Here is an 11,336-nt window from a genome sequence, read left to right as displayed (position 1 = left end):
GCCCGGAACAGTTGTTTCGGGCAATTGCTTTTGGTGGCGCATAAAAAATAATGAACCAGGTGACACAGCGGAAATACCGGGATGAGGTCGAGACGTTTTTGTCGAGGCTTGAGACGCAGGCGCGTAAGCTTGTCGCGCTGGCGGATGTGATTGAAAAGACGGTAGATACAACCGAGGTGACCGGTTACCGACCGTTTCGCGAAGAAGTCGATAACTTCAAAGCGCTTTCACTGGTGATTACGGACCGTCTTGCCAAACTTGAAAAGCATCCCAAAAAAGACGAGCTCGAAGAGCAGTTCCACAAGCTTCAGATCCTGATGCTTCGGATTGTGATTAAAACAAGCCTCAAGTTTTTCTTTGTGATGAGTGCCAAACCGGTTTTGCCGCTCGGTGCGCGCGAAATGTTCCAAAGCGAGCTTCGGACTCTTTATGAAGCCGAACGCATGATCTCTCATCCGCGATATGTCAGTCATCTTGACGAGTCTGCCAAGGATGACCTTGAGGTCGCCAAGGAAATTCTCCAGGAAATTATTGAAAATGCTCCGGCTTTGCTGAATTTCAGCAAGCGCAAAAAACGGAAAGCGCCAAGTCGTAACGCTGGGTAATCGGCAATGATCAGGTCGGGATCACGGCCTTGAATCGCATTTTGCAAAATGCAAAGATTTGTGTTCGCATTTTGCAATTTTATTTGTCGCAATATGCGAATAAATTTTGAAGTAATTGTCTTTTCAATATTTTCTTGCCCGACAATTGGCACAATTCAGGGATTTTTACGCGCTTCCAAAAACTGGCACACCCTATGCATAGGTGGTGTCGGACAGTTGTTCTTTGCAGGGGCGCATCTTGCGCCTGGAACAACGTAATCTTCTGCAGTTTGCTCGTGTCCCAACCAAACTCAGCGGCGGTTTTCCCGCCGCTTTTTTCTTGTCTTCTCCGAATTCCCCATGTTTTTCATGTAGATGATTTTACATCCTCTACTTGAAAGCATGCGAGTGAGGATTCACATAGGAATTAGGGCTTCTGCCCTTTTGGATAGGTCTGTTTGGTGGCGTAGCGTCATACCGAAACAAACAAATAATCTGCGCTACGCCGGAGAGGAAACTATGAGAACCTTTTTGCGCGCTTGCACTGCCTTGGGGGTTGCCGGAATGATCGGCTTCATACCGTTAGCAGCAGATGCAAAATCCGAACTTCCGGGCGAACCCGGTACCATGATCTCGGACGACATGATCCGCGACGTTCGTGAATGGTTGGCCAATCCCGTCGTCGAGCTTTCCATCACTTCGCAAAACCGTTTGCGCGTTGGAATGACGCAGGATCAGATTGATTCTGCCGACAAACAGTGGGTGGCAGAGCGTGAGGCGGAAGATCAGCCGCTTGTTGCCGCCATTCTGACAAATCCTCTTTCGAGTTACCTGACTCAGATACAGGCCCGGTCCGGTGGTTTGCTGGCAGAGATATTTGTGATGGACCAGATGGGGCTCAATGTCGGGCAAAGCTCGATCACCTCAGATTTCTGGCAGGGGGATGAGGCAAAATTCAAGAATACCTTCCCCAAAGGTGCCAATGCGGTCTTCATTGATGAGGCTGAATATAATGAAGAAACCGATACCTGGCGCTCGCAGCTCAATATGACGATGTCGGATGCGCAGGGGACGCCGATCGGCGCTGTTACGATCGAGGTCAACCTTAATGAACTCGCTCGCCGTCAACAGCTCTAGGGGAGATGGAAAATGAACTTTTTCAAAAACCTTTCCATACCGGCCAAGCTGACAACCTGCTTTGCTGTGATGATTGTGGTCATTCTGATGGTTGCCGGCGCCGGGATGTTCGCAACATTCCAGGTCAAGTCCGCCAATGAGCAACGTGACTATCTCGCCGATTTCGAACGCGATTATCGCAATCTTGACCGTGCCTATCTGATGGCACGCCAGGAACTCGTCTATTTCCTGACAACCGGGGACCGGATCGGGCTTGAAAGCTATGAGAAATCGCTGACCGAGATCGACACTCGCACGGATGTTCTGAAAACCTATGCCACGATCAACCCGACTGTTGCCAGTCTGATCGAGGAAATGGACAGTGCCATCGACCGCTGGGAAGAAATTGCAAGTCAGCAGGCCAAGCTGATGCGTCACTATCTGACGGTCAACCACGCTCGTGCCATCGAGGCATCCGGCGAACCGCGCGAATTGTCTGACAGCGTGTCACGGATTGCCCTGGAACTTGCAAACAACATTGACCAGATGAGCCTTGAAGTCGAAAACCGTGTTGAACGGGCCATGATGCTCTTCCAGACGACGTTGGGTATCGGTGTTGCATTGCTGATCGCAATGGCGGCATTGTTTGGCGGCACCCTGTCGCGGATGATCGCAACCCCGATCCGCAAGATGACGGATGCCATGGGAAGTCTGGCATCAGGCAACCTTGATATCGAAATCCTTGATATGAAGCGTGCCGATGAAGTCGGCGCGATGGCCAAGTCGCTTGAGGTGTTCCGCGAAAACGCCCGGGAACGTGCCCGTATGGCCGAACAGGAACGGATCGAGGCCGAACGCCAGATCGAACGCAGCAAGCGCATGGGTACGTTGACTGCCGGGTTCGATCATAAAATCCAGGAAGTTCTTTCGGCAGTGAATGTCGCACTTGATGAAGTGCGCAGTGCGTCGGAAACCCTTTCATCACATTCGGTTCGCGCCAATCAGGATGCGAAAAATGTGGCAGAGCAGGCACAGGAATCGTCAAGCAACATCGAAACGGTTGCATCGGCAACAGCACAGCTTTCGGCATCAATCGCCGAAATCGCCTCGCAGATTGCACGGGTTACCGAAATCACCCAGCTTGCGGTGGAAGAAACCGAACGGACCAATCAGCGTGTTGCGCTGCTTGATGATGCCGCACAAAGTGTCGGGGAAGTTGTCAGCCTGATCAGTGATATCGCTGATCAGACCAACATGCTGGCACTAAACGCGACGATTGAATCGGCGCGTGCCGGTGATGCCGGCAAGGGCTTCGCGGTTGTGGCGGGCGAGGTCAAAAACCTTGCCGCCCAGACGGTGAAGGCAACCGAACAGATCACGGCGAAAATTACCGAAATGCAGGGTGAAACCGGTGCTGCCGCCGATGCCGTTCGCGGTTTTGCCGAAACGATCCATAAAATCGACGAACTGATGTCGGTTGTTGCCAGTGCCGTCGAAGAGCAGGGGGCTGCAACCGAGGAAATTTCACGCAGTGTCGAAGGGGCTGCCAATGGTAACGTCGCCATTTCGAACGCGGTGAAAAACGTGGCCGAGGCAACAACCGAAAGCGGTGACCTTTCGCATGGTCAGCTTGACTGCGTTGGCCGTCTCGCAGCCGCCAATGACGAGCTCAGATCCCATGTGAACGGCTTCCTGAACGACGTCAGGGCTGTCTAGAATCCCCGCTTAGTCGGGGGAACCGGAAGGGGCGCGGTGGTCATGCATCGCGCCCTTTTTGCTTGACCGTTCTGCCGGTTCATTCCTGCCTGAACGGGCTGTGCTCGGCCATGATGAATTCGCGGTCCTGCGCGATGTGGCTGCGTTCCTGATCCAGAAACCGGGCGACAGCATTGCGAAGGCCTTCATCTGCGATCAGATGGGCCGAATGGGTCAGGACAGGTTCATAGCCGCGCTGGATCTTGTGTTCACCCTGTGCCCCGGCTTCGACAGTTTTAAGACCGCGTTCAATCGCGATATCAATCGCCTGATAATAACAGGTCTCGAAATGCAAAAGTGGTGTCCGGTCGATGGTGCCCCAGTTGCGCCCGTACAACGTATCCGATCCGATCAGGTTAAGCGCCCCGGCAACCATGTCGCCATCCCGAAAGGCCGCAACCAGAACGGTCCGGTCACGTAATCTTTCATGCAAAAGTTCGAAAAATTCCCGCGTCAGATAGGCCTGACCCCATTTGCGGTCCGATGTGTCATGGTAAAAGGCATAAAACCGGTCCCAATGCGTTGCTTTAAGGTCATCACCCGATAGCACTTCGAAACTGTATCCCGCATCGCGCACCTGTTTACGTTCCTTGCGCAGGTTTTTGCGCTTGCGCGAATTAAGCGCGCCAAGGAAGTCGTCAAAGCCGGCGTAACCACGATTGTACCAATGATATTGAATGCCGGTTCGGGGCAGAAACCCGGCATCTTCCATCGCCCGGCTTTCATCACCGCTGCAAAATGTTACATGCAGGCTGGCAATGCCAAGCCGTTCGGGCAGGGCGCAAAGCCCGCTGATCAGGAGCTTGCGGATGCGTTCCGGTGCCGGATGATCGGACCGGATCAAAAGCCGCGGGCCGGGTACGGGCGAAAACGGCACGGCGGCCTGCAATTTCGGATAATAACGCCCGCCCGCGCGCTCATATGCCTCTGCCCAGCTCCAGTCGAAAACATATTCGCCGTATGAGTGGGATTTGACATAAAGCGGCACAATACCGGCAACCGTATCGTCGTCATCTGTCACCAGCAGATGAAAGGGTTGCCAACCGGTATCCGCACTGGCAGACCCGCTATCTTCCATCGCCGAAAGAAAGGCAAAGCTGACAAACGGGTTGTCTGCGCCAGCGCATCTGTCCCAGTCGGTTTGGCCAATTTTATGGATATCGGTAACGGTTCTTATCTCGGCAGGCAAGATGGGGTCCCCTGTATTCAATCCTTGGTCGCCGTCCGGACCTGCATTCTATACGCAATAGCCGGTATATGCGTTCAGAAGATAGGCGTATTGCGTGTTTGCGCAAGGGAAAGCCTTTGACGCAAGCCGCCTTAAGCCCTATTTCATTGGGCCAAGGGCGCGTAACGTTACGGCCCTACGGCTCGGGAAATGCCCGTGTCGCCCTCGCAAAGAAAAGGATGGTGCGCCGTGAACAGCAAGCTTTCGTTGGAGAAGGACAAGATCAAGATCGTCCTACTCGAAGGTATCCATGAAAACGCTGTAAAGATGTTCAAAGAGGCCGGCTACTCTAATGTCGACCACTACCCTGCTGCTCTTGATGCGGATGAACTGAAATCCGTCGTCTCCGAAGCGCATTTTCTGGGCATCCGTTCCCGCACCAAACTGACCGAAGACGTTATCGATGCCGGCTCCAAGCTGACCTCTATCGGCTGTTTCTGTATCGGCACCAATCAGGTTGACCTGAAAGCTGCCGCGATGCGCGGTATTCCGGTCTTTAACGCACCCTATTCCAATACCCGTTCGGTCGCCGAACTGGTTCTGGGCCAGATCATCATGCTGATGCGCGGTATCCCGCAGCGTGACAAGGCGGCCCACGCCGGTGGCTGGCTTAAAAATGCCAAGGGCTCCTACGAGGCACGCGGCAAGACCCTGGGCATCATCGGCTACGGCCATATCGGGTCGCAATTGTCGGTTCTGGCTGAATCGCTTGGCATGAATGTCATTTATTATGACGTGATCAACAAGCTTGCCATGGGCAATGCCACCTCGTGCAGCTCGATGGATGAATTGTTGGCACGGTCGGATGTTGTTTCGCTGCATGTTCCGGCCAACGAACAGACCAAAAACATGATCACTGCGGCCGAAATCGCCAAGATGAAGCCGGGTGCGCATCTGATCAACGCGGCACGCGGCAATGTTATCGTGATTGACGATCTGGCGGCTGCACTTGAACGCGGCCATCTGGCCGGTGCAGCACTGGACGTTTTCCCGGTCGAGCCTGCCGGCAAGGATGAAGTGTTCGAAAGCCCGCTTCGCGGTATGCCGAACGTGATCCTGACCCCGCATATCGGCGGTTCCACCCAGGAAGCACAGGAAAATATCGGTGTAGAGGTCGCTGACAAGCTGATCACCTATTCCGATAACGGATCGACGCTTGGCGCGGTCAACTTCCCGGAAGTTTCGCTGCCGGTCAAAGATCGCAAACACACCCGTTTCATGCATATTCACCGCAACGTTCCGGGCGTTCTGTCGAAAATCAACGACGTGTTTGCCACCCGCGGCATGAATATCAGCGGCCAGTATCTGCGTTCCGAAGGCGGCGTGGGTTACGTGGTTGTCGAGGTCGACGAGGAAATCCAGCCGGGCCTTGGTATCCGCAAGGAACTCGAAGCCATCGACGGTACGCTTCGGGTCCGCTTCCTGTTCTGATAGGATCGGAAATCGAGTCACAAAGGCGGCGGTGCAATTTGCATCGCCGCTTTTTTATTGGCCGTGGCGAAAGACTGGTATTGAAAATGTAATACCAATAAATACCAATTTTACGGAATTATGATCATTCCCGGTTGCCCTGAACATTGTGGTACTCAAAAGGTATCGTTCATGATTGGATTATCCTGCTGAGTTTGGTTGACTTCACAGTAGGACAAGAACAATGACAATAAAGAAATTGGCTGTTGGTTGTGGTGTTTCGCTGATGCTGGCGGGTGCGGTTTTTGGCACGGCAATGGCGGCGGATGCCACGGACGGGGCGCGTATTCGCGAACTGGTCGACACGGGAATGCATTATTACTGGTCGGGTGGCGACATCAAAAAGGCCGAGGCCGAAGTATTCAAGGGCATCACCCTGCATGGTCGATACGATGTCGTTGAACAGGCCTTTGCCGAGGCGTCAAAACTGGCACCGGAACGGATTGATCTGCGATACGGGATCGCATCGGCCCGTATTCTGCAAAAGAAACTCGACGAGGCGGCCGAAACCTATATCGGTATCACGCGCGTCGATCCGCATGCCTTTGATGCCTATACCTGGCTGGCGGCACTGGCCCATATTCGCGGTGATGACGATCAGTATCGCAATTATATGGATGCGATGGCCGGCATTGACCGCGACAGTGCGGATGCCTATCGCAAACGCTTCCTGCGCGCGGATGCCAACATGGCCGAGGCCCCCAATCAGGACGTCCCGGTACTGGGCGAAAAATCCACCATCGTCATTCTGGGTTATGCGCTTGCCGAAGATGGCACCATGCGCGAACCGCTGATGCAGCGCCTTGAAATCGGCCTGAAAGCGGCAAAAGAAAATCCGACCGCGCGTGTCATGGTAACCGGGGGGCAGCCGCAATCGGGCGTGACCGAAGGCGACATGATGATGCGCTGGCTGGTGGAGCAGGGCATTGATCGCGACCGGATCATGGTCGAGGACAAGTCAAAAGACACCGTTGGCAACATGCTGAATATCGCAAACCTTCTGAACCGACACACCACCGATGATGTCATTCTGGTCACCAGTGCCAGCCATATGCGTCGCGCCAAAACCGTGCTTCAGGATGCGCTGGATCAATATGGTCTGGATGCACCGGTTCATCCCCTGATCGCGCTGGATTTCGACCGCATCGAAGAAGCATCTAAAGTCAGCGACAGCGAAAAGCTTGTCGTCTATCGCGATATGCTGCGCGTATCAGGCATCTGGGCATTCCCCGGCCTGCAGCAATAGTCAGGCAATTCGAAATCGCCGATCAAACAGTGAACTGACGCCCATGTGGCGTCAGTTTTCGTTTAGGGGCGCAGCAGAAGGATTAAAGTTTGCGATACATGATCAGCGCGTCGGTTTCACCATGTACCGGGTGCATATAGGCACCGGGCAACCGTCCGACAATTTCAAAGCCAAGCTGCGGCCAAAGATGGACGGCGGCCTTGTTGCTGGCGATGACGAAATTGAACTGCATGGCCTTGAAACCGCGATCTTTTGCCCGGATCAGCGAGTCTTCGCACATCCGCCGCGCAATTCCGCGTCCGCCTGCATCCGGGGCGGTCATATAGCCGCAATTGGCGACATGCGCGCCATTGCCGGGCTGATTGGCCTTCAGGTAATAGGTGCCGACAATCTGCCCGTCTTCCTCGGCAACAAGGGTTTCCTTGTCCGGCCCCATCCAATAGGAACGCACTTCGTCATCGGTCATGTCGGTCGGCATGACATAGGTTTCACCAGCACGCAGGACCGGGGCAACAATTTCAAGGATTTTCGGGATATCATTGTGTGTGGCAGGCCGTATCTGCATCGGGATGTTCAGTCTTTTCTGGAAGAGGTGCGGGGTGGGGCAGGGGCGGTGGCGTCAATGATCACCTTGCTGCAATACCTGTTCGATAAATTCGGGATCGGCTTCAAACGGAAGGCTTGCCCGTCCGGCAAGCGCACGGGCAAGATCGGAACGATAGCGTTCTCGCGGGATTTCGACCACCCCGAACTGTTTTAAGTGATCATTGACGAATTGGGTATCAAGCAGTGTGTAACCGCCCTGCCGCAAAAGGGCGACAAGATGCACCAGCGCCACCTTTGAGGCATTGGTCGCGCGCGAAAACATGCTTTCGCCAAAAAACGCCTGACCAAGGCTGACGCCATAGAGCCCGCCTACCAGCCTGCCATCAAGCCATGCCTCGATCGAATGCGCACAGCCCATCTTGTGAAGTGCGCAATAGGCATCAAGAATATTGTCATTGATCCAGGTATCGTCCCGGCTGGCGGTGGGTTCCGCACAGGCACGAATGACATCGGGAAAGGCTTTGTTTACATGGACCTTGAATGTCCCTTTGCGCACGGTTTTGCGCAGGCTTCTGGGTACATGAAAGCCGTCCAGTGGCAATACGCCACGCCATTCCGGGTCAATCCAGTAAAGGGTCGGGTCATCATGGCTTTCGGCCATGGGAAACAGGCCGACCGAATAGGCACGGATCAACAGATCAGGGGTCAGTTGGTTCGACATGATCGCGGTGATAATGGTTTCGGTCCTGTTTGCAAGTCGTCTGTTTACATATGTGAACGCGCACTGGTCTGACAAGATAGCAGCTTTCGGTCCGTCAGCTATCTTTGGCATGATAATCGAAATGGATGATTAATTCTTCGTACCGGGATCGGTAAAATGCTCGAAATTTCTTCGCTGGTTGTTTTGCCGGGGCCGCCATCGCCTCGCGCCTGATGCATCGTGCTGGGTTAACGGAAATTCCCAAACAAAAGCGGGGCTCCCGAAAGGAAGCCCCGCTTTTTCGCGTCGGGATAAAGAAAATTACTTCTTCATGCCCATGAATTTCTCCAGCCAGTGAATATCGTAATCACCTTTCTGGATATCGGGCTGCGCCAGAAGCTTCTGATGCAGCGGAATGGTGGTTTTGATCCCGCCAATCGCATATTCGGCCAATGCACGGCGCAGGCGCATCATGCATTCTTCGCGGTCACGCCCATGCACGATCAGCTTTGCAATCATGCTGTCGTAATAGGGCGGGATCGAATAGCCGGTATAGATACCGCTATCGACACGAACGCCCAAACCGCCCGGTGCATGATATTCCTTGATCTTGCCCGGTGACGGCACGAAGGTTTCCGGATCTTCGGCATTGATACGGCATTCAATCGCATGGCCGTGAATTTCCAGATCTTGCTGCGTAAAGGACAGTTCAAGACCAGCCGCAACGCGGATCTGTTCACGCACAAGGTCAACGCCTGAAATGGCTTCGGTTACCGGATGTTCGACCTGCAGACGGGTGTTCATTTCGATGAAATAGAACTCGCCATTTTCATACAGGAATTCGATCGTCCCGGCATTGCGATAGCCCATGCCACGCATGGCGTTGGCAACGGTGGAACCGATGCGTTCGCGTTCTTCCGGTGTCAGTGTCGGCGAAGGCGCTTCTTCAAGCACTTTCTGGTGACGACGCTGCAGGGAGCAGTCGCGTTCGAACAGGTGGACGGCATTGCCGTGGGAGTCGCCAATAACCTGAAGTTCGATATGGCGCGGCTTGCCAAGGTACTTTTCCATATAAACCGCGGCATTGCCAAAGTTCTGCAATGCTTCCTTGCGGGTCATGGAAAAGGCTTCGGCAAGGTCTTCGTCGCGCTCGACCACTTTCATGCCGCGGCCGCCGCCGCCGCCCGATGCCTTGATCAGGACCGGATAGCCGATTTCCTTGGCGCATTTCTGGGCTTCGGCAACGGTGGTGATTTCCCCGTCCGACCCCGGAACAACCGGAATGCCCAGTTTGGCTGCGGTCAGTTTGGCGGTGATCTTGTCACCCATCATGCGGATATGTTCCGCCGACGGACCGACAAAGGCAAAGCCGTGTTCTTCGACCATGGCGGCAAAGTCGGCATTCTCCGACAGGAAGCCGTAACCCGGATGGATGGCTTCCGCCCCGGTGATTTCGGCAGCCGACAGGATCGCCGGAATATTCAGATAGCTGTCTTTCGATGCGGCCGGGCCGATGCAGACGGCTTCGTCTGCCAGGCGGACATGCATGGCATCGGCATCGGCGGTGGAATGCACCGCGACAGTTTTGATGCCCATTTCGCGGCAGGCGCGCTGAATACGAAGCGCGATTTCGCCACGGTTGGCAATCAGGAGTTTGTCGAACATGCGGTGTTACCCCGGCTTATTCAATAATGACCAGCGGCTCGTCATACTCGACCGGATGGCCGTCGGTTGCGATGATCTGGGTAACCTTGCCGGACTTCGGTGCACGGATCGGGTTAAAGGTTTTCATCGCTTCGATCAGCATCAGGGTCTGGCCTTCGGAAACGCTGGAACCGACCGAAATGAACGGTGCGGCACCGGGTTCCGGCGCGAAATAGACGACACCAACCATCGGCGACTTAACAGCACCCGGATGCGAACCCGCATCGGCAGGAGCCGCCGGAGCAGGGGCCGCAGCAGGAGCAGCGGCAACCGGTGCAGCTGCCGGAGCGGCTGCAACCATGGTGCCCTGACGGGCGACGCGGATGCGATTGTCGCCTGCGGCAACTTCGATCTCGGTCAGGTTGGTCTCGTCCAGCAGCTCTGCGAGCTGGCGAATGGTATCGTTGTCGATGTTGAACTTGCTCATTTCGATATCTTTTATGATGGTGTGTGGATCAGTGATCTGATGGCATCAAGGCCAAGAATGTAACCCTGCGCGCCAAAACCACAGATCATGCCTTTTGCAGCTTTCGAGACGTATGAATGATGTCTGAATGCGTCCCGCTGATGAATATTTGACAGATGCACCTCGACGACCGGCAAATCGGATGCCAGCAATGCGTCAAGGATCGCAACCGATGTGTGCGTATATGCCCCAGCATTGATAATAATGCCAGCAGCTTCTTGCTGGGCTTCCTGAATCCAGTCAACTAGCTCGCCTTCGTGATTGCTTTGGCGAAAGACGACGGACAGGCCAATCTTCGACGCATGTGCAGAACACATGTTGTCGATATCCTGCAAGGTGGTCGCACCGTAAATTTCCGGCTGACGCTGTCCCAGCAGGTTCAAATTCGGCCCATTCAGAATGTAGACGGGTTTTGTCATCCGTTCCCACATGCCCAACATATAGTGATGCGTTTATAACACGACCAAAGTCTGACGCAACGTTGCATTCGGACGAGGCATGTGACTGTAACCACACGATCA

The 11,336-nt window shown here is 54.4% G+C and carries 11 protein-coding genes; 5 read left to right on the top strand and 6 right to left on the bottom strand.

The genetic code is table 11. The annotated features are described in order from the left end of the window. The first annotated feature begins 50 nt into the window (after positions 1 to 50). The 3 genes from J7395_RS18780 to J7395_RS18770 all read left to right on the top strand — a co-directional run bounded on the left by J7395_RS18780 (position 51) and on the right by J7395_RS18770 (position 3,416). A complete protein-coding gene (locus J7395_RS18780) occupies positions 51 to 605 on the top strand; it encodes a hypothetical protein (RefSeq protein WP_097052371.1) in 555 nt (184 codons plus the stop codon). Positions 606 to 1,103: 498 nt separating this feature from the next. Continuing rightward, entirely contained in the window at positions 1,104 to 1,721 is a 618-nt protein-coding gene (locus J7395_RS18775) for a hypothetical protein (protein WP_097052370.1), read from the top strand. A 12-nt stretch (positions 1,722 to 1,733) separates the two neighbouring features. After that, on the top strand, positions 1,734 to 3,416 hold the full coding sequence (locus tag J7395_RS18770; RefSeq protein WP_209223150.1) for a methyl-accepting chemotaxis protein: 1,683 nt from the start codon (positions 1,734 to 1,736) through the stop codon (positions 3,414 to 3,416). 79 nt (positions 3,417 to 3,495) lie between these two features. Here the strand turns inward: J7395_RS18770 and J7395_RS18765 are convergent, their stop codons facing one another. After that, positions 3,496 to 4,644, bottom strand: coding sequence for a GNAT family N-acetyltransferase (locus tag J7395_RS18765; protein WP_209223148.1), 1,149 nt, complete (start codon positions 4,642 to 4,644; stop codon positions 3,496 to 3,498). 228 nt (positions 4,645 to 4,872) lie between these two features. Here J7395_RS18765 and serA point away from each other — a divergent pair, with 228 nt between their 5' ends. Both serA and J7395_RS18755 read left to right on the top strand, forming a co-directional pair. Next, positions 4,873 to 6,114: a phosphoglycerate dehydrogenase gene (gene serA / locus J7395_RS18760; RefSeq protein WP_114110680.1), complete on the top strand. Its 1,242-nt coding sequence runs from the start codon at positions 4,873 to 4,875 to the stop codon at positions 6,112 to 6,114. A 223-nt stretch (positions 6,115 to 6,337) separates the two neighbouring features. Beyond that, positions 6,338 to 7,399, top strand: a complete 1,062-nt coding sequence (locus J7395_RS18755; RefSeq protein WP_209223146.1) for an ElyC/SanA/YdcF family protein — start codon at positions 6,338 to 6,340, stop codon at positions 7,397 to 7,399. 82 nt (positions 7,400 to 7,481) lie between these two features. Here J7395_RS18755 and J7395_RS18750 read toward each other — a convergent pair whose 3' ends face one another. The 5 genes from J7395_RS18750 to aroQ all read right to left on the bottom strand — a co-directional run bounded on the left by J7395_RS18750 (position 7,482) and on the right by aroQ (position 11,234). Further along, positions 7,482 to 7,964 (bottom strand): N-acetyltransferase, encoded by a 483-nt coding sequence (locus tag J7395_RS18750; RefSeq protein ID WP_209223144.1) that lies wholly within the window; start codon positions 7,962 to 7,964, stop codon positions 7,482 to 7,484. Between the two features lie 54 nt (positions 7,965 to 8,018). After that, positions 8,019 to 8,666 carry a leucyl/phenylalanyl-tRNA--protein transferase gene (gene aat, locus J7395_RS18745; protein WP_247742278.1) on the bottom strand — a complete coding sequence of 216 codons (648 nt, stop codon included), beginning with the start codon at positions 8,664 to 8,666 and terminating at the stop codon, positions 8,019 to 8,021. A gap of 300 nt (positions 8,667 to 8,966) precedes the next feature. After that, positions 8,967 to 10,310 (bottom strand): acetyl-CoA carboxylase biotin carboxylase subunit, encoded by a 1,344-nt coding sequence (gene accC / locus J7395_RS18740; protein WP_062952087.1) that lies wholly within the window; start codon positions 10,308 to 10,310, stop codon positions 8,967 to 8,969. 16 nt (positions 10,311 to 10,326) lie between these two features. Further along, positions 10,327 to 10,776, bottom strand: a complete 450-nt coding sequence (gene accB / locus J7395_RS18735; protein WP_114110677.1) for an acetyl-CoA carboxylase biotin carboxyl carrier protein — start codon at positions 10,774 to 10,776, stop codon at positions 10,327 to 10,329. A gap of 11 nt (positions 10,777 to 10,787) precedes the next feature. Next, on the bottom strand, positions 10,788 to 11,234 hold the full coding sequence (gene aroQ, locus J7395_RS18730; protein ID WP_209223140.1) for a type II 3-dehydroquinate dehydratase: 447 nt from the start codon (positions 11,232 to 11,234) through the stop codon (positions 10,788 to 10,790). Positions 11,235 to 11,336: the final 102 nt, after the last annotated feature.

It is taken from the genome of Thalassospira sp. A3_1, from assembly GCF_017744215.1.
Lineage (GTDB): Bacteria > Pseudomonadota > Alphaproteobacteria > Rhodospirillales > Thalassospiraceae > Thalassospira > Thalassospira lucentensis_A.
The sequence above is the reverse complement of the archived record's forward strand: the minus strand, read 5'-3'. Positions and strand labels throughout refer to the sequence as shown.

Coding starts and splice junctions, on each gene's coding strand:
- J7395_RS18750 (WP_209223144.1), bottom strand. CDS start 7,964: ATGCAGATACGGCCTGCCACACACAATGATATCCCGAAAATCCTTGAA.
- J7395_RS18770 (WP_209223150.1), top strand. CDS start 1,734: ATGAACTTTTTCAAAAACCTTTCCATACCGGCCAAGCTGACAACCTGC.
- J7395_RS18780 (WP_097052371.1), top strand. CDS start 51: ATGAACCAGGTGACACAGCGGAAATACCGGGATGAGGTCGAGACGTTT.
- accB (WP_114110677.1), bottom strand. CDS start 10,776: ATGAGCAAGTTCAACATCGACAACGATACCATTCGCCAGCTCGCAGAG.
- aroQ (WP_209223140.1), bottom strand. CDS start 11,234: ATGACAAAACCCGTCTACATTCTGAATGGGCCGAATTTGAACCTGCTG.
- accC (WP_062952087.1), bottom strand. CDS start 10,310: ATGTTCGACAAACTCCTGATTGCCAACCGTGGCGAAATCGCGCTTCGT.
- J7395_RS18775 (WP_097052370.1), top strand. CDS start 1,104: ATGAGAACCTTTTTGCGCGCTTGCACTGCCTTGGGGGTTGCCGGAATG.
- aat (WP_247742278.1), bottom strand. CDS start 8,666: ATGTCGAACCAACTGACCCCTGATCTGTTGATCCGTGCCTATTCGGTC.
- J7395_RS18755 (WP_209223146.1), top strand. CDS start 6,338: ATGACAATAAAGAAATTGGCTGTTGGTTGTGGTGTTTCGCTGATGCTG.